This is a genomic window from Streptomyces amakusaensis (genome assembly GCF_039532665.1).
Classification (GTDB): domain Bacteria; phylum Actinomycetota; class Actinomycetes; order Streptomycetales; family Streptomycetaceae; genus Streptomyces; species Streptomyces amakusaensis.
The window spans coordinates 115,368-141,322 of record NZ_BAAASB010000009.1; the positions used below are offsets into that span (position 1 = coordinate 115,368).

The 25,955-nt window shown below is 73.4% G+C and carries 22 protein-coding genes; 4 read left to right on the plus strand and 18 right to left on the minus strand.

What is annotated here, in order from left to right; translation table 11 throughout:
• Positions 1–7: 7 nt before the first annotated feature.
• The 11 genes from ABD371_RS17795 to ABD371_RS17845 form a co-directional block, all read right to left on the minus strand.
• Positions 8–967 (minus strand): ABC transporter ATP-binding protein, encoded by a 960-nt coding sequence (locus ABD371_RS17795; RefSeq protein ID WP_344478016.1) that lies wholly within the window; start codon positions 965–967, stop codon positions 8–10.
• On the minus strand, positions 964–3,696 hold the full coding sequence (locus tag ABD371_RS17800) for an ABC transporter permease (protein ID WP_344478018.1): 2,733 nt from the start codon (positions 3,694–3,696) through the stop codon (positions 964–966). Before ABD371_RS17800 ends, ABD371_RS17795 begins: the two co-directional genes overlap by 4 nt.
• Before the next feature lies 1 nt (position 3,697).
• Positions 3,698–7,087 (minus strand): FtsX-like permease family protein, encoded by a 3,390-nt coding sequence (locus tag ABD371_RS17805; protein ID WP_344478020.1) that lies wholly within the window; start codon positions 7,085–7,087, stop codon positions 3,698–3,700.
• Between the two features lie 149 nt (positions 7,088–7,236).
• Complete coding sequence (locus ABD371_RS17810; protein WP_344478022.1) at positions 7,237–8,004, minus strand: DUF3159 domain-containing protein; 768 nt, start codon at positions 8,002–8,004, stop codon at positions 7,237–7,239.
• A 3-nt stretch (positions 8,005–8,007) separates the two neighbouring features.
• Positions 8,008–8,436, minus strand: coding sequence for an OB-fold nucleic acid binding domain-containing protein (locus ABD371_RS17815; protein WP_344478024.1), 429 nt, complete (start codon positions 8,434–8,436; stop codon positions 8,008–8,010).
• A gap of 79 nt (positions 8,437–8,515) precedes the next feature.
• Positions 8,516–9,205, minus strand: a complete 690-nt coding sequence (locus ABD371_RS17820; protein WP_190123740.1) for a response regulator — start codon at positions 9,203–9,205, stop codon at positions 8,516–8,518.
• Positions 9,206–9,340: 135 nt separating this feature from the next.
• Complete coding sequence (locus ABD371_RS17825) at positions 9,341–11,884, minus strand: ATP-binding protein (RefSeq protein WP_344478026.1); 2,544 nt, start codon at positions 11,882–11,884, stop codon at positions 9,341–9,343.
• Positions 11,885–12,127: 243 nt separating this feature from the next.
• Positions 12,128–12,865 carry an ABC transporter ATP-binding protein gene (locus tag ABD371_RS17830; protein ID WP_344478028.1) on the minus strand — a complete coding sequence of 246 codons (738 nt, stop codon included), beginning with the start codon at positions 12,863–12,865 and terminating at the stop codon, positions 12,128–12,130.
• A gap of 108 nt (positions 12,866–12,973) precedes the next feature.
• Complete coding sequence (locus ABD371_RS17835; RefSeq protein WP_344478030.1) at positions 12,974–13,756, minus strand: DUF3710 domain-containing protein; 783 nt, start codon at positions 13,754–13,756, stop codon at positions 12,974–12,976.
• A gap of 1 nt (position 13,757) precedes the next feature.
• Positions 13,758–14,273, minus strand: coding sequence for a dUTP diphosphatase (gene dut, locus ABD371_RS17840; protein WP_344478032.1), 516 nt, complete (start codon positions 14,271–14,273; stop codon positions 13,758–13,760).
• Positions 14,273–14,815: a PaaI family thioesterase gene (locus ABD371_RS17845; protein ID WP_344478422.1), complete on the minus strand. Its 543-nt coding sequence runs from the start codon at positions 14,813–14,815 to the stop codon at positions 14,273–14,275. Before ABD371_RS17845 ends, dut begins: the two co-directional genes overlap by 1 nt.
• Positions 14,816–15,197: 382 nt before the next feature.
• Here ABD371_RS17845 and ABD371_RS17850 point away from each other — a divergent pair, with 382 nt between their 5' ends.
• Complete coding sequence (locus ABD371_RS17850; RefSeq protein ID WP_344478034.1) at positions 15,198–15,644, plus strand: DUF3093 domain-containing protein; 447 nt, start codon at positions 15,198–15,200, stop codon at positions 15,642–15,644.
• 148 nt (positions 15,645–15,792) lie between these two features.
• On the opposite strand, the gene ABD371_RS17855 is transcribed toward ABD371_RS17850, so the two are convergent.
• The 4 genes from ABD371_RS17855 to ABD371_RS17870 all read right to left on the minus strand — a co-directional run bounded on the left by ABD371_RS17855 (position 15,793) and on the right by ABD371_RS17870 (position 19,403).
• Positions 15,793–16,797 carry a hypothetical protein gene (locus ABD371_RS17855; RefSeq protein ID WP_344478036.1) on the minus strand — a complete coding sequence of 335 codons (1,005 nt, stop codon included), beginning with the start codon at positions 16,795–16,797 and terminating at the stop codon, positions 15,793–15,795.
• 13 nt (positions 16,798–16,810) lie between these two features.
• Positions 16,811–17,107, minus strand: a complete 297-nt coding sequence (locus ABD371_RS17860) for a DUF4193 domain-containing protein (RefSeq protein ID WP_005310959.1) — start codon at positions 17,105–17,107, stop codon at positions 16,811–16,813.
• A gap of 399 nt (positions 17,108–17,506) precedes the next feature.
• Positions 17,507–18,745, minus strand: a complete 1,239-nt coding sequence (locus ABD371_RS17865) for a sensor histidine kinase (RefSeq protein ID WP_344478042.1) — start codon at positions 18,743–18,745, stop codon at positions 17,507–17,509.
• Between the two features lie 4 nt (positions 18,746–18,749).
• The gene (locus tag ABD371_RS17870) at positions 18,750–19,403 is read right to left on the minus strand and encodes a response regulator transcription factor (RefSeq protein ID WP_190123731.1); all 654 of its coding nucleotides are present in this window, start codon (positions 19,401–19,403) and stop codon (positions 18,750–18,752) included.
• Between the two features lie 330 nt (positions 19,404–19,733).
• Between ABD371_RS17870 and ABD371_RS17875 the strand changes: the two genes are divergently transcribed.
• On the plus strand, positions 19,734–19,901 hold the full coding sequence (locus ABD371_RS17875; RefSeq protein ID WP_190123730.1) for a hypothetical protein: 168 nt from the start codon (positions 19,734–19,736) through the stop codon (positions 19,899–19,901).
• A 288-nt stretch (positions 19,902–20,189) separates the two neighbouring features.
• On the opposite strand, the gene ABD371_RS17880 is transcribed toward ABD371_RS17875, so the two are convergent.
• Both ABD371_RS17880 and ABD371_RS17885 read right to left on the minus strand, forming a co-directional pair.
• On the minus strand, positions 20,190–21,014 hold the full coding sequence (locus ABD371_RS17880; protein WP_344478045.1) for an inositol monophosphatase family protein: 825 nt from the start codon (positions 21,012–21,014) through the stop codon (positions 20,190–20,192).
• Between the two features lie 13 nt (positions 21,015–21,027).
• Positions 21,028–22,155: a ferrochelatase gene (locus tag ABD371_RS17885; protein WP_344478047.1), complete on the minus strand. Its 1,128-nt coding sequence runs from the start codon at positions 22,153–22,155 to the stop codon at positions 21,028–21,030.
• 188 nt (positions 22,156–22,343) lie between these two features.
• Between ABD371_RS17885 and ABD371_RS17890 the strand changes: the two genes are divergently transcribed.
• Positions 22,344–23,594, plus strand: a complete 1,251-nt coding sequence (locus tag ABD371_RS17890) for an MFS transporter (RefSeq protein ID WP_344478049.1) — start codon at positions 22,344–22,346, stop codon at positions 23,592–23,594.
• Positions 23,551–24,873, plus strand: a complete 1,323-nt coding sequence (locus tag ABD371_RS17895) for a D-arabinono-1,4-lactone oxidase (RefSeq protein WP_344478052.1) — start codon at positions 23,551–23,553, stop codon at positions 24,871–24,873. Before ABD371_RS17890 ends, ABD371_RS17895 begins: the two co-directional genes overlap by 44 nt.
• 6 nt (positions 24,874–24,879) lie before the next feature.
• On the opposite strand, the gene ABD371_RS17900 is transcribed toward ABD371_RS17895, so the two are convergent.
• Positions 24,880–25,716, minus strand: coding sequence for a hypothetical protein (locus ABD371_RS17900; protein ID WP_344478054.1), 837 nt, complete (start codon positions 25,714–25,716; stop codon positions 24,880–24,882).
• Between the last annotated feature and the right edge of the window lie 239 nt (positions 25,717–25,955).

Genomic DNA, 25,955 nt, shown 5'->3' on the forward strand with positions numbered 1-25,955 from the left:
CGGAGGCCTACACCCCCTCCGGGGTGTCCGGGCGGATCTCGATGCGGTCCGGCTCCAGCCCCAGCAGCACCCGGTCCCGCATCCCCAGCGCCCGGGTGTACTCCTCCGGGAGCTGAAGGCGGCCGGCGCGGTCCAGCATCGCGTACTCCCGCGCCACCACCGACTCCCGGCCCGTCGCCGTGTCGACCTCCGTGCGCCGCAGGATCTCCGTGGAGGTGCGGCCGTCCCGGATGGCCACCGTGCGGCGGACCTCGGCGGCGACCGCCTGATCATGGGTGACGATCACGATCGTCGTGCCCAGCTCCTCGTTGGCGGTGCGGAACGCCGCGAAGATCTGCTCCGCCGTCTGCGAGTCCAGCTCGCCCGTCGGCTCGTCGGCGAGCAGCACCGAAGGCTCGTTCGCCAGCGCCACCGCGATCGCCACCCGCTGCTGCTGGCCGCCGGACATCTGGTGCGGCCTGCGGTCCCGGCACTCGGCCACGCCCAGCAGCGCCAGCAGGGAATCGGCGCGCTCGGCCCGCTTCCGGGCCCGCCCGGCGGCCCGGCCCCGCAACTGCGCGGGCAGCGCCACATTCTGTACGGCCGTCAGATACGGCAGCAGATTGCGCGCGGTCTGCTGCCAGACGAACCCCACCACCTCGCGCCGGTAGCGCAGCCGGTCCCGCGAGCCCATCGCCAGCAGATCGCACCCCGCGACCGAAGCCGCGCCGGCCGTCGGCACATCCAGCCCGGCCAGGATGTTCATCAGCGTCGACTTGCCGCTGCCCGAGGCCCCCACCAGCGCCATCAGCTCGCCCTGACGGACCAGCAGATCGAGCCCCTGGAGGGCCTGCACCTCCACACCGTCCGTGGAGAAGACGCGGACCAGCCGGTCACAGCTGATCAGCGCGTCATGGCCGTACCCGGGGGCCGCCCGCCCGGCCGTCGCCCGCCGCTCCAGCTCCCGCAGATCCAGCGCATCGGTCATCGTGCGTCTCCCACCCTCAGCTCGGTCGTCGTCCCGCGCCGGGTGGTCAGCCACGCCTGCGCCGCGGCACCCCCCGCCGCCACCGCCACCACGCCCAGCGCGGGCAGCAGCAGACTCCACGCGTCGGCCCGCAGCCACACCGGACCCAGTGCGTCGAACCGCCCCTGACCGGCCAGCGCCAGCCGGGCCAGATCGACGCCGGGGGCCAGCAGCACGATCGCCGCCCACCCCACCAGCGCCCCGCCGGCCCCGGCGAGCGCGGTCTGCGGAAGGTTCTCCAGAATCAGCAGCCACCGGCTCTGACGCCGGGTCAGCCCCATGGTCCGCAGCCGCGCCAGCAGTGCGGTCCGCTCCGGCGCGGCCCGCAGCAGCGACAGCAGCACCGCGAGGACCGCGTACCCCGCGCCCGTCGCGCTGGCGACCGCGTACAGCAGCCCCGCCCCGCTCTGCACCGGCGAATCGGTGAAGGCCGCCCGCTCGGCGGAGCGCAGCAGCACCTCGGCGGAGCCGGGGACGGCGGCCTTGAGCCCGGGCCCCGACACCGAACCGCCGGTGATCAGCAGGGTGCTGGGCTCCCGGTCCACCGGCAGCCCCGCCGCGTCGATCAGCAGGAAGTTCCCGTCGCCCATCGCGGGCGTGGACTCGCGCACCCGGGTCACCCGCACCGAGAACGACCCGTCCGCCATCGCCACGGTGGACGCCCCCTCGCCCAGCCGCGCGGCCACCGAGGGCGAGGCGATCGCGGGCAGCGCCCCGCCGGCCGCCCGCAGCTCGCCGGCGTCGAAGCCGCCGTGCCCGGTGGCGGCGGACAGCCGCGCGTAGGCCCCGGGGTCGACGGCGATCAGCGTCACGATGTCCTGGTCGCCGTCGAGCAGATCGATGTCGAACTCCCGGCGCACCTTCACCACGTCCCGCACCCCGGCGACCTCGCGCACCCGGTCGGCGAGCCCCTTCGGCAGCTCCTCGCCCGCCGCCTCGACCCGGGCGTCCGCGCCCACCGCGAGCAGCGAGGCCCGGTCCCGGGCGTCGGCCACCCCCGCGAGCACCGCGCCGCCGAAGGCCGCGGTCGTCAGCGCCACCAGCAGCGCCAGCAGCGGCAGCGCGGTGACGGCGGGGGCGCGGCCCGCGCGGGCCAGCGACAGAAAGCCGATCGCGCCCCGCCGCCGCGCCACGGTCAGCGCCAGTAGCCGCAGCGGCAGCGGATACAGCCGTACGAGCAGCAGCGCGCCCGCGATGCCCACCAGCACCGGAGCGGCGCTCACCAGCCAGTCGACCGAACCGCCCGCCGCGCCCCGCCGCCGCAGCGCCAGCGCCGCCGCCACCGCCAGGACCAGCAGGGTCAGTTCGGCGACCGTACGGCGGCCCGAGGGCTTTCTCCGTACGGAGTCCGCCCGCTCACCGGGCAGCCGGGGGCGGCGGTGCGCCAGTGCGGCCCGCAGCGGGAGCGCGGCGCAGCCGATGAGGGCGACCGAGGCCGCGCCGATCAGGGACGGTGTCGCGGGCGCGCCCGGCAGCAGGACGAAGGCGAGAGCGCAGCCGGCGGCCGTGGCGGGCAGTACCGGAACAGCGACCTCCGCCAGGAGCCGGCCGGCCGTCCCGGGCAGTGAGCCGCCGCGCGCCCGCAGCAGCGCCAGCTCCCCGTGGCGGCGGGCGGCGGCCAGCCCGCCGGACATCAGCAGCACGATCGCGGCGACGGTGCCGACGCCGAACGCGCCCACCGCCACCACCGGACCGATCGCGGTCAGGGTGTCCTCGTAACGGCCGAGCAGATCGTCGAGACCGGACTCGGCGTCCAGCTCCTCGGCGACGGACTCCCGCAGCGCGGCCCGCGCGGGCCCCCGCTCCAGGGAGGCGACCGCGGCCCGCAGCGCGGGCAGATCGCGGACGCTCAGCCTCTCGGGATCGACGGTGAGCCGCCAGTACGCCTCGCTGCCCGCCTCCAGCGACAGCAGTACGGGGGCGGCCTCGGGTGGCAGCAGCAGCGCGCCGTGCCAGTAGGGCTCCGGCGAGGGCCCCGAGGTCCAGAGCTTCGCCGGGGTGTGCAGCACCGGCTCGATGTCCCAGTAGCCCAGTTCGGGGCGGAGGGGCTCGACGACACCGGTGACGGTCACGGCGAGCGGGCCCTCGGTGCCGTCCCGGGCCACATGCACGGTCGAACCGGCCTTGACGCCCAGGACGGCGGCTGTCCGCGCGGTGACGGCGGCCTCCACCCGTCCGGCGGTCGGCCCGGTGTGACCGGCCCTCGGCAGCCGCCCGAAGCGCAGCTCGGAGTGGTTCTCCAGACCGGCCTGCGAGCTGAGCGTGAAGACCGTCGGGCCGCCGTCCAGATGGGGCAGCCACGGGTCTTCGGCGGGCACCGGCGCCAGGACGCGCGCCCCGTACGCGGACGCCTCGGCGTCGGCCCGCAGCGGCTTCGGCAGCCCGGCGACGATCTCGCGGTACCCCTCGGCCACCCGCGCGCCCCGCAGCGCGTCGGCCTTCTCGTCCGGAGCGGCGTCCTCCGGCGGGGCCGCCGACAGCCCCATGACGCTCCGCTGCGGGATCGCGGAGCTCAGCTCGTGGCGCAGCCCCTCGCTCTCGTAGGCGTCGACCGCGCGCGGGAACGCCGCCGCGAGGAAGGAGGTGAGCAGCGCGAGCAGTGCCAGCGCGAGCGCCGCGCCGGGCGCGGTGCGCAGCCGGGTACGGACCCAGGGGGCGGCGGCGGTCCTTCGGGCGGGCCGGGCGGCCATGTCATTCCCCTCCCTGGGCGCGGAGCGCCGACGGCGTCTCGCCGCGCCGCAGCGCCAGCGCCGTCACCATCAGCACGGGCGCGGCGGCGATCGCGGCCAGCAGCAGCGCGATCCGGCCCGCGTCCAGCTCCACCAGCACCGGCGGCACGGGTTGGCCGGCCCGCCCGGTCAGCACGATCAGCGGTACCACGGCACGGGTGAGCACGGCCCCGAGCGCGACGCCGATGCCCAGCCCCAGCGCGATCAGCGGAAAGCCCTCGGCGGCCAGCAGCGCGCCCAGCCGCCGCCGGGGCGCGCCCAGCGCCCGCAGCACCGCGAACTCGGCCGAGCGCTCCCGTACCGACCCCACCAGGGAGACCGCGAACCCGACCGCGGCCAGCGCGGCGGCGGCCAGCGCCGCCGCGAGCAGCGCGGACTGCGGGCCCGCGCCCAGCGGATCGTCGTGCAGCCCGGCGGCGAACTCGTCCCGCACCAGGACCCGGCCGGGGTCGAGACCGGGCCGCTCGCGCAGCTCGGCGGCGACGGATCCGGCCTTGCCCGGCTCGGTGAACAGCCACCACTCGGTGGCCGGGAACGAGGCGTCGGCACGGACCGCGAGGGCCTGGTTGACCGCCCGCAGATCGAGCAGCAGGGCCCCGCCGTCGGTCGCGGTCGCGCCGGTCCCGCCGACCGGGCCGTCCATGGTGCCGCCCTGCTCCCGGCCGACCGAGGGGCCGGTCGTCGGGATGTGCCCCAGCACACCGGCGATCCGCACCTTCAGATCGCCGCCGGGCATGGGCACATCCACCACCGAGCCGACCTTCGCGGCGGCGGACTCGAGGAATCGCCGGTCCGCCAGCGCGGCGGGCATCGCGGGCGCGGCCCGCCGCACCGCCGCCCGCACGGTGACCGTCCGTCCGCCGGGCCACTCCCAGACGGCCCTGCCCGAGTGGTACGAGAGATCCGGCAGCGCCCCGCGCGGCGAGCGCACGCCCGTCACCGCCGGACCCTCCGCGTTCCCGTCGGTGAGGCCGGGCTCCACATTGGCGCTCGCCCCCGCCTTCCAGAGCGGGCCGCCGCCGACGGCGACCGGCCGCGGTACGCCGTCCCCGCCCGCCGCCCGCAGACCGTGCAGCGTGAACCGCTTGGGCACGATCCGCTCCTGATAGTCGGCCTCCTCGAACTCCACGGAGGTCAGCGCCAGGGGGGCGGCGGGCCTGCCCGCCGGGGCCCCGGCCGCGGCGGCGAGGTCGAGAGCGAGCGAACGGCGCTCGCCGTCCGCGCGCACGGACCCGAGCGGCATCCGGTACGGGACTCCGAAGCGGTCCTCGACGGTCACCGTGAACTCCGCCTCGGCGGGCCCCGGAACCCCGTCCTCGTCCGGCGGTCCCGCAGTGCCCGGGGGCGCGCTCAGGGTGAGATCGAGGATCAGCCGCGCGGTGTCGCGGGGGAGTACGACACCGGCCCGGGCCGGCTGCCCGGCCGCCGGGCGCAGCGCCTTGAGGAAGCGGTCGGGGCCGTCCTCGCCCGCCAGATCGTCCCGGAGACGGAAACGCCGATCCGCCCCTGCGGTGTCCAGCGCCAGCACGGTGGCCGACTTCCCGCCCGACAGCGACATCGAGCCCCGGGCGGCCGGGGCACTCGCCCGCACCCCCGGCAGCCCCTCGTACGCCCCCGTGCTCCCGAACGCCGGGAGCGCACCGCTGTCCAGCACCCGCACCGGGGCCCCGGAGGCGAAATCGGCCTGGTCGTCCTGTGAGCGCTCCCAGGACGCGCCCTGACCGATCGCCAGCATTCCCATGGCCACCGCCAGCACCAGCAGCAGCACTGGCCCCGTGGAGCGCTGTGGTCTGCGGCCGAACTGCCAGCCCGCGAGGGGGACGGTCAGCCCCCGGCCCCGGGCCGCGAGCCGCTCCGCGAGCCGTGCGGCCGGGGGCAGCAGCCGCAGTGTGAGCACGGTCCCCGCGAGCAGCGCGAGCGCGGGCGCGACCACCAGCAGCGGGTCCATGCCCAGCTCCCCCGCGCGGTCGCCGGTCAGCGCGCCACTGCCCGAGGCGCGCCGCTCCAGCTGCCAGTACGCCACCCCGGCGACGGCGAGCAGTGCCAGGTCCGCGCCCGCCCGCACCGGGCCGGGCGGCGCCCCGGCCCGGCGGCCCGCTCCCTGCGCGGGCGGCAGCGCGGGGACGGCGACCGCCACCGCGCACGCCAGCGCGACCGCGCCGCCCGCCAGCCACACCGGGGCGGTGGCCGCCGTGTCGATCCGCAGTCCGATCCTGGCGGACACCCCCCGCTCCGCCAGCACCCCGGTCAGCGGACCGGCGAGCAGCGGCGCGGCCACGGCGGCGGGCAGCGCGAGCAGCAGCGCCTCCAGGGCGGCCAGCCGGGCGACCTGCCCCCGGGAAGCGCCCCGGGCCAGCAGCACCCGGGTCTCGCGCGCCCGCTCGGCGCTCAGCAGCCGGGCCACCATCAGCAGGGCGTACCCGGCGAGCAGGACGAGCTGGAGCGAGACGATCAGCAGGGTCGCCCGGGAGACCAGCAGCGCCCGCTCCAGCCGGTCCAGGGCCTCGGGGAGCGCGGTGCGCGCCATCACGCCGTTCTTCAGCGAGGGCCGCGCGGAGAGGAAGCTCTGTCCGTCCTTCGCGGCCTCGCGGAGCGGGCCGATCCGGTCGGTGTCCACGGTGCGGAAGTCGGCGGTGGCGAGCCAGGCCAGCTCGCCCTTGCCGATCCGGTCCGAGTGGAAGACGGCGGGGTCGGTGAGCAGCGGTCCGTAGGAGCTGAAGCCGCTCTCCTCACGGGCTCCGCGCCCGGCGAGATCGTCCAGCCGCCAGTACGGGTCGGTGCGGTCGGCGGGGCGGTAGACGCCGGTGACCCTGATCCGGACCGGCTTCCCGCCGAGCCGGTCGGCGAGGGTGAGGACGCGCGGCCCGGGGCTCAGCCGCAGCTCGCGGGCTGCCGTCTCGGGCAGGGCGACCTCGGTGACGCCGCCGGGGGCCGCGGCGGGCCAGTCGCCCGCCGACATCCGCACCCGGGAGCGGTCCACCACGGCGAAGGTCGCGAGATCGGGTTCGCCCGCGCGCTCGGCCTTCGGCCGCAGGGCCCTGGGCAGGGCGTACGGGCCGGAGAGATCGAACTGGCGGAGTGTCACCGGCAGCCCGTCGAAGGCCTGCCGGGCCCCCTGCCGGGCGTCCCGCGCGGCGGCGGCCCGGTCCTCGCCGGGGCGCTCCAGGGAGATCGTCAGCGCGGCGTCGGCCGCGTCCCTGGTCCGCAGCGCCTGCCGGAGGCCGGCGTCGCCGACGGCACCGGCGAAGGAGGTGAGGGTGGTCAGTACGGCGGTGGTCAGCGCGATGGCGAGGAACGCGGCGGCCAGCAGCAGCCGGTGCCCGCGCGCGCGGAGAAACAGAAACCCCGCCACGACAAGCCCCCTGATGCCCCGCGCCCCCGAAAACCCTTGACGAACAGGATGCTTTCAGAGGACATGGATTCAGGAGAATGGTCCCCGGGAGGACTTGATGAGATCGTGACCGGCCGTCCCGGGAGGACGGCCGGTCACGGTTCGGTGCCTCAGGCCTCGGGGCGCTCGGCGTGGGCCGCGCGCTCGGCCTTGGCGCGGTCCTTCGCCTCCAGTTCGGCGAACACATCGATCGGCGGCGGGGCCTTCGCGAGGAAGACCCAGGTCAGATAGACCGCGAGCAGGAATGGCGGGATCTTCAGCGCGACCAGTACCCAGCCCAGCTGGGTGGTGTCGGCCCACCAGTAGAGCGGGAAGAGGATGGCGCACTTCGTCAGCAGGATCAGGCCCCAGGCCCAGCTGGCCTTGGTGTAGGCCGCCTTGCGGCCGGGGTTGCGGGTCCGCCAGGAGAGGTTCTCCTTGAAGACCGGCCCGAGGATCAGACCGATCAGCGGTACGCCCGCGATCGCCGTGATGATGTACGCCAGCGCCAGGCCGAGGGTGTAGAGCATCCCGGGGAGATAGAAGTCCTTGGCGTTGCCGGTCATCATGGCGAAGACGACGCCGAAGGCCACGCCGAAGACGCCGCTGAAGGCGTGCTTCACGGTGTCCTTGCGGAGCAGCCGGACCGCGACCAGCACCAGCGAGACCGCCAGCGCGGCGATCGCGGAGATGTGCAGATCCTTGTTGATCGTGTAGATCGTGACGAAGAGCAGTCCGGGGGCGACCGTCTCCACCATGCCGCGGACCCCGCCGAAGGCTTCGAACAGCGCCGCCTCCGTGACGGCCCTGGAGTCGTCGGGCTGGGGGGCGACGTCCTGGGAGCCGTCCTGCTGAGGGGTGTTGGTCGTGGTGGTGGTCGGCTTGTCGAAAGACGTCACCGGCTACTCCTGTCCGAGCGGTCGGAGTTCGTATGTGGGATTGAAGAGCACACGGCGGCCCTGGCTCATGGAGATCCTGCCGGAGACTATGAGCCTGCGGCCGGGTTCTATGCCCACGATGGAGCGGCGGCCCAGCCAGACGACGTCCAGCGGGGCGGTGCCGTCGAAGAGCTCCGCCTCCAGGGCGGGGACTCCGGCCCGGGGGCGCAGGGTGACCGTGCGCAAGGTACCAGTCACTCTCACGATCTGGCGGTCGCCGCACTCGGCGATGCGGGTGCATCCCGACGCCTGGGTGTCCTCCCGCAGCTCCTCGGACTCCAGGTCCTGCTGGGAGCTGGAGAGCCGGTCGAGCATGCGTCGGAAGCGGCCGGCGGGCTTCTCGGCCCCGCCGGCCTTCCCGGAATCGTCCCCGGGAGGGGGTACAGCACTCATGAGCCCAGCGTACCGGCCTCCGCCGACAGCGGACCCGGACCGCTTCCGGGCCGGACGGAGGCCGGGAAGCGGTCCGGGCTCAGGACCGCTCGAAGCGGTATCCCATCCCCGGCTCGGTGACGAAGTGCCTGGGGTGCGAGGGGTCCGCCTCCAGCTTCCGCCGCAGCTGGGCCATGTAGACCCGCAGATAGTTGGTCTCGGTGCCGTACGAGGGCCCCCAGACCTCCTGGAGCAGCTGCTTCTGGCTGACCAGCCGGCCGGTGTTCCGCACCAGCACCTCCAGGAGGTGCCACTCGGTCGGGGTGAGCCGGACGTCCCGCCCGTCGCGGTGCACCTTCTTGGCCGCGAGATCGACGGTGAACCCGGCGGTCTCCACGATCACCACGTCGTCCTCGCCGCCGCCCACGGGCTCGGCCCTGCGGACCGCCGCCCGCAGCCGGGCCAGCAGCTCGTCCATCCCGAAGGGCTTGGTGACGTAGTCGTCCGCACCCGCGTCCAGCGCCTCCACCTTCTCGTCGGAGGTGTGGCGGGCGGAGAGGACCAGGATCGGCACCCTGGTCCAGCCGCGCAGCCCCTTGATGACCTCGACGCCGTCCATGTCGGGCAGACCGAGGTCCAGGACCACCACATCGGGGTGGCGGGCGGCGGCCAGCTGGAGCGCGGTCGCGCCGTCGGGGGCCGCGTCCACCTCGTACTTGCGCGCCTTCAGATTGATCACGAGGGCGCGTACGATCTGCGGCTCGTCGTCGACCACCAGCACCCTCGTCACCGCGGGCCCGCCTTTCTGGACTGTTTCACTGTCATCCGATGCACTCTCATCCGGAACTCCGCCGTCTGGGAATCCGGCTTCCGCGGAACTCCAGGATCCAGAACTCCAGGATCCGGAACTCCGCGTCCCCTCCGGTCACGAGGTGACCTGGGCGGGAAGGTCGGGGCACGCGGGCGCGACCCCGGGGGCCGCCTTCAGCGTGAGGACCATGGTCATTCCGCCGCCGGGGGTGTCCTCGGCGAACAGGGTTCCCCCCATCGCCTCCACGAACCCCCGGGCGACCGCCAGTCCCAGGCCGACCCCCGCGCCGCGCGGCGCGTCGCCGTACCGCTGGAACGGTTCGAAGATCCGGTCCTTGCCGTCGTCCGGGACCCCGGGCCCCCGGTCGGCGACCCGCACCTCCACCCGGTCGCCCAGCGCGCTCGCGGCCACCGTGACGGGGACCGCCCCGGGGCTGTACTTCACCGCGTTCTCGACGATGTTGGCCACCGCCCGCTCCAGCAGCCCCCGGTCCACGGCCACCATCGGCAGCGACTCGGGGATGTCCAGCTCCACGCTCTCGTCGGGCACGGAGACCAGCGCCATCGGCACCACCTCGTCCAGATCGGTCACCCGGATCAGCGGGGTCACGGTGCCGGTCTGGAGCCGCGACATGTCCAGCAGATTGCCCACCAGATGATCCAGCCGGTCGGCTCCGTCCTCGATCCCTTCGAGCAGCTCCGCCTGGTCCTCCTCCGACCAGGCCACATCGTCGGACCTCAGCGAGGAGACGGCGGCCTTGATCGCGGCGAGCGGGGTGCGCAGATCGTGGCTGACGGCGGCGAGCAGCGCCGTGCGGATACGGTTGCCCTCGGCCATCCTGCGGGCCTCCTCGGCCTCCCCGACCAGCCGCTGGCGGTCCAGCACCACCGCCGCCTGCGCGGCGAACGCGGCCAGCACCCGGCGGTCCTCGGCGGGCAGCACCCGGCCGGAGAGCGCGAGCGCCATGTCGTCGCCGACCGGCATGTCCACATCCGCGTCCTCGGGGCGCACCACCGACTCCGGGCCCACACTGCCCGCCGTGGTCCAGGGCTCCACATCGCTCCTGCGCTCCAGCAGGGCCACGGACTCCATGCCGAAGGTCTCCCGTACCCGCTCCAGCAGGGCGTCCAGCGTGGTCTCGCCGCGCAGCACGCTCCCCGCGAGGAAGGAGAGGATCTCCGACTCGGCGCGCAGCCGGGCCGCCTGATGGGTGCGGCGGGCCGCCAGATCGACCACCGAGGCCACCGCGACCGCCACCGCGAAGAAGATCACTATGGCGACGATGTTCTTCGGGTCGTACACCGTCAGGGTGCGCACCGGCGGGGTGAAGTAGAAGTTCAGCAGCAGCGAGCCCACCGCCGCCGAGGCGAGCGCGGGCAGCAGCCCGCCGAGCAGGGCCGCCAGCACCGTCAGGAAGAGGAAGAGCAGGACGTCGTTGGCGAGCCCGAGCGAGTCGTTCATCGCCGTGAGCAGCAGCGAGAGCAGCACGGGGGCCGCCACGCCGGTGAGCCAGCCCGCGATGATCCGGGAGCGGCCCAGCCGGGCGCCGCGCGCCACCGGCAGTCCGCGCCCCTTGCCCGCCTCGTCGTGCGTGACGATGTGGACGTCGAGGTCGGGCCCGGAGTCACGGGCGACGGTCGCGCCGACCCCGGGGCCGAAGATGTACTGCCACGCCTTGCGCCGGCTGGAGCCGAGGACGATCTGCGTCCCGTTGACGCCGCGCGCGAAATCCAGCAGCGAGGCCGGGATGTCATCGCCTATGACGTGGTGGAAGGTGCCGCCGAGATCCTCCACCAGGGTCCGCTGGACGGCCAGCTCCTTGGGGGACGCGGAGGTCAGCCCGTCGCTGCGGGCGATGTAGAGCGCCAGGATCTCGCTCCCGGAGCCCTTCGCCGCCATTCTGGCCGCGCGGCGGATCAGCGTGCGGCCCTCCGGACCGCCGGTGAGCCCCACCACGATCCGCTCCCGGGCCTGCCAGGTCGAGCGGATGTTGTGCTCGCCCCGGTACTGCTGGAGGTACTCGTCGACCCGGTCGGCGACCCAGAGCAGGGCCAGCTCCCGCAGCGCGGTGAGGTTGCCGGGGCGGAAGTAGTTGGAGAGCGCCGCGTCGACCTTGTCCGGTTTGTAGATGTTGCCGTGGGCCATCCGTCTGCGCAGCGCCTGCGGCGACATGTCGACCAGCTCGATCTGGTCGGCCCGGCGGACCACCTCGTCCGGGACGGTCTCCCGCTGCCGCACCCCGGTGATCGACTCCACGACGTCGCCCAGCGACTCGAAGTGCTGGATGTTGACGGTCGATATGACATCGATTCCCGCGCTCAGCAGCTCCTCGACGTCCTGCCAGCGCTTGGCGTTGCGCGAGCCGGGCACATTGGTGTGCGCCAGCTCGTCCACCAGGGCGACCGCCGGATCGCGCGCCAGTACGGCGTCGACGTCCATCTCGGTGAAGACGGAGCCCCGGTACTCCAGCTCCCGGCGCTGGATCTGCTCCAGGCCGTGCAGCATGACCTCGGTACGGGGACGGTCGTGGTGCTCCACGAAGGCGACGACGCAGTCCGTGCCACGCTCCACCCGGCGGTGCGCCTCGGAGAGCATGGCGTACGTCTTGCCGACGCCGGGCGCCGCGCCCAGGTAGATTCGTAGCTTGCCGCGTCCCATGGCCTCATTGTCTTTCAGAATCAGCCGGTCTGGTGGAACAGCTGCTTGCGCTCCGACGACCTTACGGCGAGCGATTCGGGCAAATCGGGCGGGTTGGCGGCGTCGGCCCTCTCCTTGACGGGATTCTGATACACCGGGCTCCGGTTGACGACCGGACGTTTCCCCTGATCCAGGCCGTCGACACGGCTCTGTACGGGACGATCCCGGCCGATTCCGGAGGTCGCGCGGGCGACCCCCGGAGCGTCACCCCGCCCGGCCCTCGGTGATCTCCCCGTCGTTCAGTTCGAGGACCCGGTCGGCCAGTCCCAGCAGCTGGGGATCGTGGGTCGCCACCAGCGCCGTCACCCCTTCGGTGCGCACCACGGCCCGCAGCAGCTCCATCACCGACAGACCCGTCTCCGCGTCCAGCTGCCCGGTCGGCTCGTCGGCGATCAGCAGCGCGGGCCGGTTGGCCAGCGCCCTGGCGATGGCGACCCGCTGCTGCTGGCCGCCGGACAGCTCGCCGGGCCGCTGCGCCGCGTGACCGGCCAGCCCCACCAGCGTCAGCAGCAGCTCCACCCGCTCCTCGCGCTCGCGCGCGGGGGCCTTGCGCAGCCGCATCGGCAGACCGACGTTCTCGGCCGCGCTGAGGATCGGGATCAGTCCGAAGGACTGGAAGATGAAGCCGATCCGGTCCCGGCGCAGCTCCAGCATGCCGTTCTCGCCGAGGGCGGCCAGATCGGTGTCGTCCACCGTCACCCGGCCCTCGTCGGGGGAGTCGAGGCCGCCGACCAGATTGAGCAGGGTGGTCTTGCCCGAGCCGGACCGGCCCTTGAGCGCGACCAGCTCCCCGCGCGGGACCTCGAAGGAGACGCCCCGCAGCGCGTGCACGGCCGCCGCCCCGGTGCCGTACGACCGGTGCAGATTCTCCACCCGGACCATGGGCCCGCCCCGCCGTTCCGCCGTGGCGGCCCCCGCGCGGACCTCAGTGTTCCCGGCCATCCCAGCCCCCTCGTACGCATGTCCGACCTCGGTGATCGGCACAGTACGGCGAAACGCCGGTGGGCCGCACCCCCTGACGGGAGTGCGGCCCACCGGACCCGGATCGGGTCAGCGCACCTCGGTGATCTCGGGGCCGCGCTGGAGCTGGCCCATGCCACCGGAGAAGCGGGAGCTCTCCTGGTCCTCCTGCTGGACGCCCTCGGGCACCATCTGCGCGTCCTCGGGAAGCTTGAGGACGATCGGGTCACGGGGAGCCATCGGGCCGTCGCCGCGGACGACGACCGTGTCCCGGAAGACCTGCTCCAGCAGACCGGCGGCCTCGGGCTGCACCGCGCCCTGCCCGGAGATCACTCCGCGCAGGAACCAACGGGGCCCGTCCACGCCGACGAAGCGCACCAGCTGCACCCCGCCGGTGCCGTCCGGCAGCTGTACGGGCACCTGGGCCCGCAGCTCCCAGCCCAGCGGACCCTCGACCTCGTCGATGATCCCGCCCTGCTGGGTGATGCCGGAGGCGATCTCGTCGCGGACCTCGCCCCAGATGCCTTCCTTCTTGGGCGCGGCGAACGCCTGGAGCTGTACGGCGCTGTCGCGCAGCACGACCGTGGCCGCGACGATCGCGTCGCCCGCGACCTCCACCCGCAGCTCCATGCCCTCGACGCCGGGCACGAAAAGACCGCCCAGGTCGACCCGGCCGTCGCCGGGGGCGGACACCTCGGAGGCGTCCCAGGGTCCGTCGGGGCGCGGGGCCGGCGGGAGGTTCACCCGGCGGGAGCCCTCCGCGTCGGCGGTCTGGTCACCGGCCTCCGCGTCGCGTTCGTCGACGACCTGCCCGGCCTCGCCCGTTGCGTCCGCGTCCTCCGCGGAACCACTCTTCTTGCGACGTCCGAACACGTCACTGTCCTTCCCGGTCGGATACGACGGAAGCGTATCTATTCCCACCCGTTGAGCCGTCCACGGCGGTGTGACCACCGGTGGACCCGAAGCCGCCCTCGGCCCGCGCCGAGCCGGGAAGTTCCGCCACCTCGTGGAAGCGCACCTTCTCGACCTGCTGGACGACCAGTTGCGCAATGCGGTCGAACCTCTCGAACCGCACGGTCTCGCGCGGGTCGAGATTGACCACGATCACCTTGATCTCCCCACGGTACCCGGCATCAATCGTCCCCGGGGCATTCACCAGGGCCACACCGCAGCGGGCGGCGAGCCCGGAGCGGGGGTGGACGAAGGCGGCGTAGCCGTCGGGGAGGGCGATGGAGACCCCGGTGGGCAGCACGGCGCGCTCCCCGGGCGCCAGCTCGGCGGCCTCGCGGGTCACCAGGTCGGCACCGGCGTCACCGGGCTGCGCATAGACCGGAAGCGGCACCTCCGGGTCTACCCGGCGGATCAGCACGTCGACGGGCGTCTGGGACATCAGGGGTTCACCTCGAAGGCGCGTACGCGCCGGATCTGGTCGGGATCTGCCATCGCGGCCCGGATCTCCTCCGGGCGGCCGTTGTCGATGAAGTGATCGACCTTGACCTCGATGAAAAGGGCCTGGGCGCGCACGGCGACGGGCCCGTCGGGCCCGCCGATCCGGCCCACGGCGGTGGAGTAGATCTTGCGCCCGGCCACGGCCGCCACCTCGGCCTGGAGGAAGAGCATGGTGTCCACGGGCACGGGCCGCACGAAATCGGTCTCCAGCCGGCCGGTCACCGCGATCGTCCGCAGCAGCCAGTTCAGCGAGCCCAGCGTCTCGTCCAGGGCGGAGGTCAGCACACCACCGTGCGCGAGGCCCGGAGCGCCCTGGTGGGCGGCCTTCACGGTGAACTCGGCGGTGATGCTCACGCCCTCGCCCGCGCGCGCCTGGAGGTGCAGGCCGTGGGGCTGGCCGCCGCCGCAGCCGAAGCAGTCGTCGTAGTGCGCGCCGAGCAGTTCGCCGGGGGCGGGCGCGTCGGGGTGACGTACCGGCGGTATGGCGCTCGGCGGAGGCGTCAGGGCCGAGGACGCGGGGTTCGTTCCCCGGGGATTCGCAGTGCTCACAGCCGCAGACCTTACCCGCGGTCGGGCGGCCGGGCCCAGACGAGCCGCCCCTTGGGTCGCGTCTTCAAAGTCCCGTCTGCCTGCCGTGCCCTGGCACGCACGCTCGCGGCGTTGTCGTCAGTCGCCTACGGCCCCCTGGGCTTCGCCCGGGAGGTACCCCCACCGCGTGGGCTCCTTCCTCCGCCCTGCGATCGCACGCACCAGACCCCGCCAGACCCTCCCTACGGGAGGACGACGCCACTTCGAAGACACTCCCCAGACCGCGCACCGCACCCGCCCGGACGGCCCGCCCGGGGCGCGTGCCAAGCTTGGCCTCATGCAGCCTTCCACCCCGCGCTACGACGAACGACTGACCGCCCCCTGGAGCTGGTGGGCCATCTGCGCTCTCGTGGCCTTCTCGGGCGGCCTGCTCACCTTCCCCATCGGCACCGTGGCGACCCTCGCCGGGCTGGTCGGGGCCGGTGCGCTGGCCGCGGCCGTGGTCAGCTCGTACGGCTCGGCCCGGATCCGGGTGGTGGCCGGCTCGCTGGTGGTGGGCGACGCCCGGATCCCGCTCACGGCGCTGGGGGAGCCCGAGGAGCTGGACGCGGAGGAGGCCAGGGCCTGGCGCTTCCACAAGGCCGACCCGCGCGCCTTCATGCTGCTGCGCAGCTACATCCCGACGGCGGTACGGGTGGAGATCACGGATCCGGCCGACCCGACCCCGTACGTCTATCTGTCGACCCGGAACCCGAAGGCCCTGGCCGCCGCGCTGGCGGGCTGAGACGGCACGGACCGAGGGGCGCACGCGCCCGAGGGGCCCATGAGCCACTGAGAGCCCCGCGCGGCCAGGGGGTCGCCTCGGGGCTCTTGAGGTCCTTGGGGTTTCCGGGGTCTTCCGGGGCTCTGGGAGTCCTGGGAGCCCTCTGGGGTCAGCTCTCCAGTTCGGGGCGCTTGGGCAGGCCCTCCAGAGGCTGGGCGGGCTGCTCCAGCGGCGGCAGCGAGGGCAGTGCGTCCCAGTGCGTCTGCCGGGCTCGCAGATCCTTGCGGACACGGTCCGCGAGATGGCGGGTGTCCCGCCGGTTCATCACCGCGCCGACCGCCGCGCCGACCATGAACGGCATCAGGTTCGGCAGATTGCGGATCATGCGCTTCATGATCTGCTGGCGCAGCTCGTGCTTGAGGCCGCGGCTGGCCATCACGGCGTTCTTGTAGGTCCCCGGCTTGGTCACCTGGACGCCGCGCTCTTCCGACCAGGCGGTCAGATACGCGGTGGTGCGGTCCTTGAGACCGCCCTCGGGACGCAGGCCGTAGACCTCGTGCAGCTCGGCTATGAGCTTCAGCTCGATGGCCGCCACACCGGTGATCTCCGCCGCCAGCTCGGCCGGCATCGCCGGCGGCACGGGCAGCATCGCGACGGCTCCCACGCCCGCGCCGACGGTGGCGGTGGCGTTGGCGGCGCCCGCGACCAGCTTGTCGGCGAGCTGCTCGGGGCTCAGCCCCGGGAATTGGGCGCGCAGGGTCGCCAGATCGCGCACCGGCACACGCGGCGCGTTCTCGATGACACGGTCGGCGACATAGCCGACCGCGGCCTTGGCGCTCTCGCCGCTCCGGATGACGCCCTGGCGCACGGCGGCGAGCCGCCGGAACCTGGTCGCCGTCCCCGGCTCTTCGCCCGCCTCGGCGGGCAGCGCCTCGAGAGCCTGCCGAGTCTCCAGAATCTCCCGGGGGAGGGTCTCGAGAGCGGCCTCGTGCGGGAGGACGCCGGACGGGGCCTCGGGGCCACGCTCGACGTCTCCCGCACGATGGGGCAGGAGGGCGGCAGAGTGCCCGCCGGAGGGCGTGGAGCCGTCCGCCGGTCCTGTGCCGCCCTGGTGCGCTTCCGACGCCTTCTGGAGCCGGAAGCGCCGCTTCCTGATCGGTGTCTCGTCTGCCACGGCCGACCGGACCTCAGTCGCAGTCGCGGCAGATGGGCTGGCCGTTCTTCTCGCGGGCCAGCTGGCTGCGGTGGTGCACGAGGAAACAGCTCATGCACGTGAACTCGTCCGCCTGCTTGGGCAGGACCCGGACGGCCAGCTCCTCGTTGGACAGGTCCGCGCCGGGGAGCTCCATGCCCTCGGCCGCCTCGAACTCGTCGACATCGACGGTCGAGGTGGACTTGTCGTTCCTCCGGGCCTTGAGCTCTTCAAGACTGTCGGAGTCGACGTCGTCGTCGGTCTTGCGTGGGGTGTCGTAATCCGTTGCCATGTCGCTTCTCCCCCTCCTGGGTGGTTGCGGGTGTCTCCAGCGCACGTAACGCGTGAGAGGCCGGACTTGTGCCCGACCTGAGGCGGAGATTTTGCCTCACATCAAGGTCTGTTACTGAATCGACACCCAACCGGATCGACCCGAGGGTGATCGGGTTGGATGGCGATGGGGACCGTACACGATCCCAATGCCGCAGCTCACGGGTGCCACCCCGTGTACTTCCCGTCATCTTGGCACCCGGAAACCCGGACTTTTACCGGCTTTCCGGAAAGGGACCTGATCACGGAGAGTAGATGGCCTGAAAGCCGCCTCTGTGATCGATCACACAGCCATAAGTCGGGATCAAGTCCCGAAAATTCCGCCCAAAGCGAACGGATCGACTGTCGCCGAAACACTGTCTCAGAGGGGGAGCGTGACGCGCATCACGAGCCCTCCCCCCTCACGGGGCTCCGCGATGATACGTCCCCCGTGGGCGCGGGCGACCGACCGGGCGATCGAAAGACCGAGACCCACGCCCTTGTCACTGCCCGTACGGTCCTCCCGGAGCCGCCGGAACGGCTCCCAGAGGCTGTCGATCTCGTACGCGGGAACCACCGGACCGGTGTTCGACACCACCAGCACCGCCTGGCCGTGCTGGGTCTCCGTGGTCACCCGCACCCAGCCGTCCTCGGCGATGTTGTACCGCACGGCGTTCTGCACCAGATTCAGCGCGATCCGCTCCAGCAGCACCCCATTGCCCTGGACCACCGCCGGCGACCGCTCCCCGAGGATCTCCACGCTCTTGGCCTCGGCCTCCGCGCGGGTCTGGTCGACCGCGCGGCTCGCGACCTCGGCCAGATCCACCGGCTTCCGCTCAAAGGTCTGATTGTCGCTGCGGGCGAGCAGCAGCAGGCCCTCCACCAGCTGCTCGCTGCGCTCATTGGTGGCCAGCAGCGTCTTGCCCAGCTGCTGGAGCTCCACGGGCGCGCCCGGATCGGAGAGATGCACCTCCAGCAGGGTGCGGTTGATCGCCAGCGGGGTGCGCAGCTCGTGCGAGGCGTTCGCCACGAAGCGCTGCTGGGCGGTGAAGGCCCGGCTGAGGCGGTCCAGCATCTCGTCGAAGGTGTCGGCCAGCTCCTTCAGCTCGTCGTCGGGCCCGTCCAGCTCGATCCGGCGGGAGAGATCGGAACCGGCCACCTGGCGCGCGGTGCGGGTGATCCGGCCGAGCGGCGACAGCACCCGGCCCGCCATCGCGTAGCCGAAGGCGAAGGCGATGATGCTCAGCCCCAGCAGGGCGAAGAGCGACCGCCGCAGCAGATCGTCCAGCGCCACCTGCCGCTCGTGCGCGAAGCACGAGGACAGCACGGCGTTGGCCTGCTCGGCCGAGAGCCCGCGGATGAGCGCCGGGCAGGAGTCGTTGGTCCGCTGGATCTTGCTGTCGGGGAGCAGCTTGAAGGGCAGCGAGGTGCCGGAGCTGAGCGCCTGCGCGGCCAGCAGATAGATGATCGACAGCAGCAGCACCCCGGCGATCAGGAACATCCCGCCGTACAGCAGCGTCAGCCTTATCCGGATCGTGGGCCGCAGCAGCGGGCGCACGGGGTCGCGCGGGTCCCAGGTCGGCTTCGGAGGCGCCGAGGGGGGCGCCGGAGCGGAGGCCATCCGCTCAGATCCGGTAGCCGGAGCCGGGCACGGTGACGATCACGGGAGGCTCCCCGAGCTTGCGCCGCAGGGTCATCACGGTCACCCGCACCACATTGGTGAACGGGTCGGTGTTCTCGTCCCAGGCCTTCTCCAGCAGCTGCTCGGCCGAGACGACCGCGCCCTCGCTGCGCATCAGCACCTCCAGGACCGCGAACTCCTTGGGCGCGAGCTGGATCTCCCGGCCGTCGCGGAAGACCTCCCGGCGGTTGGGGTCGAGCTTGATCCCGGCGCGCTCCAGGACCGGCGGCAGCGGGACGGTGGTGCGCCGCCCGAGCGCCCGCACCCGGGCGATCAGCTCGGTGAAGGCGAAGGGCTTGGGCAGATAGTCGTCCGCCCCCAGCTCCAGGCCCTCGACGCGGTCGCTGACATCGCCGGACGCGGTCAGCATCAGCACCCGGGTCGGCATGCCCAGCTCCACGACCTTGCGGCACACATCGTCGCCGTGGACGAGAGGCAGGTCGCGGTCGAGGACGACCACGTCGTAGTCGTTGACGCCGATCCGCTCCAGGGCCGCCGCTCCGTCGTACACGACGTCGACGGCCATGGCCTCCCGGCGCAGTCCGGTGGCCACCGCATCGGCGAGCAGCTGCTCGTCCTCGACGACGAGTACGCGCACGTCTGGATTCCTTCCTCCGGGCCCGTCAGCCATGATCAGGGCAGGTTTACGCACGGGTGTGCGTGTCCATCCTGCCCGTTACGCGCGTAAACCGGCTGTAAGGCGGAGGGCGCTCGCGGCGGCCGGGCCGCCGTCCGGGGAATCGGCCTGAATTCCGGGCCAGTTGAGGTTTCTCCCCGGGAAGGCCGGGGGAGGACGAGAAGACACCCGCGATCACGCCCCGTAGTGGCACACCTCCAGAACCGTGCCATCAGTGATCGCCTGTCCCCTGTCGCGGCAGGGGAATCCCGGCACACCCCCGTGCCACCGACCCACGACGAGGGGGCGCACATGGACGCATTCACCGCAGGACTGCTTCAGCGCATCAAGGCTGCGGAGACCGACCTCACGCTGGCCCGTGAGACGGGCGACGACTTCCTCGCGGACGTCGAGCAGGCCGAGCTGGACGATCTGCACCGCCTGGCCGCCGAGCACGGCGTGGAGGTCAGGGCCGCCTAGGGAGACTCCCGGTGGCCGCCCGCCCGAATCCGCACGACAGACCGTCTCCGCACGACAGACCCCGGCCGCCGATCCGGCCCGACCCGAACGAACCGCAGACCCGGGCCGCGGATCCGGCCCGAATCCCGTACGACCCCGAATCCGAACGCACGGAGCACGGCCGCCCACGGCCCGAACCCGGTGGCGGAGCGCGGTCGTGGATCACGCGAAGGACCCCGGCGCGGATCGTCGCGCCGGGGTCCTTCCGTGTCCGTCGGCGCCGGGCGTCGGCCCACCGTCCGGCCCCGGTCAGTCGTGCCAGGCGCCCAGCTCCTCCAGCAGCTCCCGCAGGGGCGCGAAGACCCCGGGGCTCGCCGCCACCGTGAGGTCGTACGAGGGCTTCCCGCCGGGCCGGCCGCCGGTCAGCGCCCCCGCCTCCCGCGCGATCAGATCGCCCGCCGCCAGGTCCCAGGGGTGCAGCCCGCGCTCGTAGTAGCCGTCGAGGCGGCCCGCCGCGACATCGCACAGATCGACCGCCGCCGATCCGCCGCGCCGGATGTCCCGCACCCGGGGGATCAGCCGCCGGGCGACATCGGCCTGATGGGCGCGCACGGTCTGGACATAGTTGAAACCGGTGGAGACCAGGGCCTGGTCCAGCGGGGCCGCCGAACGGCAGCGCAGCGCCCGGTCGCCGGCGTTCCCCCCGACGGCGTAGGCGCCGCCGCCGAGCACCGCGCGGAAGGTCTCGCCGCGCATCGGCACCTCGACCACCCCCACGAGGGTCTCGCCCTCGTACTCGGCGGCGATGGAGACCGCCCAGGTCGGCAGGGCGTAGAGATAGTTCACCGTGCCGTCGAGCGGGTCGACGACCCAGCGGACCCCGCTGGTGCCCGGGGTGGAAGCGCCCTCCTCGCCGAGGAAGCCGTCGTGCGGCCGGTGCTCGGCGAGGAAGCCGGTGATCAGCTTCTCGGCGGCGAGGTCCATCTCGGTGACGACATCGATGGGGCTGGACTTGGTGGCCGCGACTTCCAGATCGTCGGGGCGGCCGTCCCGGAGCAGCGCGCCCGCCCGGGCGGCGGCCTCCAGGCCGAGATCGAGCAGTTCGGAGAGCAGACTGTCACTGACGCGGGTCATGGGGACCGGCTCCTCACAGACGGGGGCTGTCGGCGCCCGCGGCGGCGGGCCGGGGCGCGCGGGCCGGACAGCAGCCGATCGGACAGAGATCGTGCGACGGGCCGAGCGCCCCCAGGGCGCAGCGCTCCACGGCCTGGCCGCGCTCGGCGGCGGCCCGCTCCAGCAGCAGCTCGCGCACGGCCGCCGCGAAGCGGGGATCCGCGCCCACCGTCGCCGAGCGGCGGACCGGAAGACCCAGCTCGGCGGCCTTGGCCGCGGCCTCCGTGTCCAGGTCGTACAGCACCTCCATGTGGTCCGACACGAACCCGATGGGGATCATCACCGCCGCCGGGGCCCCGGCGGAGTGCAGCTCCTCCAGGTGCTCGCAGATGTCCGGCTCCAGCCAGGGGATGTGCGGGGCCCCGCTGCGCGACTGGTAGACCAGCTGCCAGGGGTGCTCCACGCCCGTCTCCTCGCGCACCGCGTCCACGATCAGCCGGGCCACCTCCAGGTGCTGGCGCACATACGCGCCGCCGTCCCCGTGCTCGGGCACGGGCCCGGAGGAGTCCGCCGATGCGGTGGGGATGGAGTGCGTGGTGAAGGCGAACCGGGCCTCGTCGCGGACCTCCTTGTCCAGCTCCGCCAGGGACGCCAGCACGCCGTCCACCATCGGGCGTACGAAGCCCGGATGGTTGAAGTAGTGCCGCAGCTTGTCGACCCGGGGCGGCCGAAGCCCCTCGGCCTCCAGTGCCGCCAGCGAGTCCGCCAGATTCTCGCGGTACTGACGGCAGCCCGAGTACGAGGCGTACGCGCTGGTGGCGAGGACCGCGATCCGGCGGTGACCGGCCAGCGTCATCCCGCGCAGCACATCGGTCAGATACGGAGCCCAGTTCCGGTTGCCCCAGTGGACCGGGAGATCGAGGCCGTGCGCCGCGAAGTCCGCGCGCAGGGCGGCCAGCAGGGCGCGGTTCTGCTCATTGATGGGGCTGACCCCGCCGAACAGGAAGTAGTGCTGCCCCACCTCCTTGAGCCGCTCCTTGGGGATGCCCCGGCCGCGCGTCACATTCTCCAGGAACGGGACGACGTCGTCCGGGCCCTCGGGGCCGCCGAACGAGAGCAGCAGCAGGGCGTCGTAGGGGGTGGGGTCGTGCGCATCGGACATGACTCCGATCCTGCCACCCGCCACCGACACCGCGACCACCCACCCGCCGTCCCGGCGGTGGAAACCGGCCGATCGTCCCCTCCCGTACCGCGATACCCCTCCCCGGGGCGTCCCGGACCCCCGGTGTGCGCGGCGACACCCCAGGCGTAATCTGCGAACGCCATTCATACTGCTTACCGGAGTTCTCCTTGGCCAGCCCCTACCGCGCCCTCTTCGAGACGCCCGGCAGCATCCGGTTCTCCGCCGCCGGACTCCTCGGACGCATGCCGCTGGCGATGATGGGCATCGGCATCGTGACGATGGTCTCCCAGCTCACCGGCGGCTACGGAACGGCCGGCGCGCTCTCCGCCACGGTGGCCCTCTCGACCGCGGTCCTCGGCCCCCGAATATCCCGGCTGGTCGACCGGCACGGCCAGGCCAGGGTGCTGCGCCCGGCCGCCCTCGTCGCCGCGGCCTCCGTCGCCGGGCTGCTGATCTGCGCCACCGAGGGCGCGCCCGTCTGGACGCTCTTCCTCTTCACCGCGACCGCCGGCTGCGTCCCGAGCGTCGGCTCGATGGTCCGGGCCCGCTGGGCCGAGGTCCACCGGGACTCCCCGCACGAGCTGCACACCGCGTACTCCTGGGAATCGGTCGTCGACGAGCTGTGCTTCATCTGCGGCCCGACCCTCGCGATCGGGCTCTCCACCGCCTGGTTCCCCGCCGCCGGACCGCTGCTCGCCGTCGCCCTGCTGCTCGCCGGCGTCTTCTGGCTGACCGCGCAGCGCGACACCGAACCGCCGGTCCACCCCCGCGAGCACCACGGCGGACGCTCGGCGCTGCGCTCCCCGGGACTCCAGGTCCTGGTGGCCACCTCCGTCGCCACCGGCACGGTCTTCGGCGCGGTCGACGTCGTCACCATCGCCTTCGCCGAGGAGCACGGCAGCGCGGCCATGGCCGGACCGCTGCTCGCCCTCTACGCGCTCGGCTCCTGCGCCGCCGCCGTCGTCTTCGGGCTGCTCCGCCCCAAGGGCCCCGCGGCCCGGCGGTGGCTGCTGGGAGTGAGCGCGACGGCCGTGAGTATGATCCCCCTCCAACTGGCCGGGAACCTCACCTTCCTGGCCCTGGCGCTCCTCCTCGCGGGACTGGCCATCGCGCCCACGATGGTGACCACGATGGCCCTCGTCGAGCGGCATGTGCCGCGCTCGGGGCTGACCGAGGGCATGACCTGGGTCAGCACCGGGCTCGCGGTCGGCGTGGCGCTCGGCTTCTCGGCCGGGGGCCGGGCGGTCGACGCCGCCGGGGCCGGGGCGGCCTACGCGGTGCCCGGAGCGGCGGGCGCGCTCGCCGTGGGAGTGGCGTTCCTGGGGTACCGCCGGCTGACCGGGCCGGCACCGAAACGGGAGGGACTGCGGGACGATGAGCGGGGTCGGGGAGAGCGGGACGGCACGAATATGGCGTAACTGGGCGGGCACCGTCACCGCCCGGCCCGTACGGGAGATCTCACCGGCCTCGGCCGACGAGGTCGTGGACGCGGTGCGGCGGGCGGCCGAGGACGGACTGCGGGTGAAGACGGTGGGCACCGGGCACTCCTTCACCGCCGTCGCCGCCGCCGACGGGCTGCTGATCCGGCCCGATCTCCTCACCGGCATCCGCCGGGTGGACCGCGCCGCCATGACCGTGACCGTCGAGTCCGGCACCCCGCTGAAGCGGCTGAACACCGTCCTCGCCCGCGAGGGGCTCTCCCTCGCCAACATGGGCGACATCATGGCGCAGACGGCCGCCGGGGCCATCAGCACCGGCACCCACGGCACGGGCCGGGAATCGGCCTCACTCTCCGCACAGATCACCGAACTGGAACTGGTCGCCGCCGACGGCTCCCTCCTGACCTGCTCACCGGGGGAGAACCCGGAGATCTTCGCGGCGGCCCGGCTCGGACTCGGCGCGCTCGGCGTCATCACCGCCGTCACCTTCGCCGTCGAACCGCTCTTCCTGCTGCGGGCGCGCGAGGAGCCGATGCCCTTCGACCGGGTCACCGAGGAGTTCGAGGCCCTGCACACGGAGAACGAGCACTTCGAGTTCTTCTGGTTCCCGCACACCGGCCACTGCGCCACCAAGCGGAACAACCGCTCCGCGGGCCCCGCCGACCCGCCCGGAGCGGTCGCCGACTGGGTCGAACGGGAACTGGTCTCCAACGGTCTCTTCCAGGTCGCCAGTTCCCTCGGCCGGGCCGTCCCGGCGACCGTCCCCGCCCTCGCCCGCCTCGCCGGAAGGGCGCTCTCGACGCGCTCCTACACCGACATCCCCTACAAGGTCTTCACCTCGCCGCGCCGGGTGCGCTTCGTGGAGATGGAGTACGCGCTGCCCCGGGCCGCCGCCATGACGGCGCTGCGCGAGGTGAGGGCGATGATCGAGCGCTCCCCGCTGAGGATCGGCTTCCCGGTGGAGGTGCGCACCGCCCCGGCCGACGACATCCCGCTCTCCACGGCGTACGGCCGGGACAGCGTCTACATCGCCGTCCATCTGTACCGGGGCACGCCCCACCGCGCGTACTTCACCGCCGTGGAGCGGATCATGATCGCGCACGGCGGCCGGCCGCACTGGGGCAAGCTCCACACCCGGGACGCGGAGTACCTCGCCGGGGTGTACCCGAAGTTCGGCGAGTTCCTCTCCGTACGGGACCGGCTCGACCCGGAGCGCCGCTTCGGCAACGACCATCTGCGGCGGGTGCTCGGCGACTGAGCCGGCTCACGGCCCGGTGCTCGCGCCGCCGCCCGGCGCGGAGCCGGGGGAGGAAGGCGTGGGTACGGGGGCCGGGCTCCGGCCCGTCGACGGCTCGGCCGGCTCGCTCCCGGAGCCGTCGCCCGGGGCGGGCGCGGTGGGTTCGGCCGGCCCGGAACCGTTCCCCGTGCCGTTCCCCGCGCCGTTCTCCGTGCCGGTGGACGGGTGCTCCGGATCCGGTACGGGTGTTTCCGGCGGGCCGGAGCCGTCGTCCGGACCGTTGCTCCCCGACGGGTCCGGACGCTCCCCGGGCCGCTCTCCGGGGGAGTCGGGGGCGTCCGGAGACCCGGAGGAGTCCGGTGAGTTCGGGGACCGCTCGTCCGGGGCCGGTCCGCCGGACCCGCCGGGACCGCCGCGCACGACCGAGCCGACGGTGGTGCCCGTACCCCCGTCGAGCCCGGAGCCGGAGGCCAGTTCGAAGCCGGTGATGCTCGCCATGGCCACGCCGAAGACGACGCCCGCGCCGATCAGCGGGCGCTTCCACCCTCTGGCCCGGGTCCCGTGGGTGGTCGCCGCGCCGAACTCCCCGTCGTACCCGGGGGCGGGGTCGGGGTCCGGGGCCGGGGCCGGGTCCGGGTCCGGGTCCGGGGGGAGTGCCGCGGCCCGGGACGCCCGGGACCTCCCGCGCCCGCCCGCCGGAGCCGCGCGCAACTGCTCGCCGGTGCGGCTGAACAGATGCTGGAAGACCGAACCGCCACAGGTGGCGACGACGCTGACGACGCCCGCGCCGATGATCGTGCCGTAGACCCCCAGCCGGGAGGCGAGCACCGCGGCCGCCACGGCGGCCAGGGCGCTTCCGGCCACCTGTGGAACGCTCAGATCCAGTCTCCGCGCCCGCTCTTCGTTCTCTTCCGCTCCGGTCTCCGACCTCTGATGCATCTTCAGTCCCTGCTCGCCCTTCTGTCCCTTGCGTACCCATGAGGGACAAATGGGAGAAGTGAATAGTTCCCTTTGGGGAGATTCTGTGAATCAGGACACCCGCCATCCGGCTGCTGGCGGTGAACCGCCGCGCACGGGGAGAAGTCGCGCGGCGCGGCAGTCCG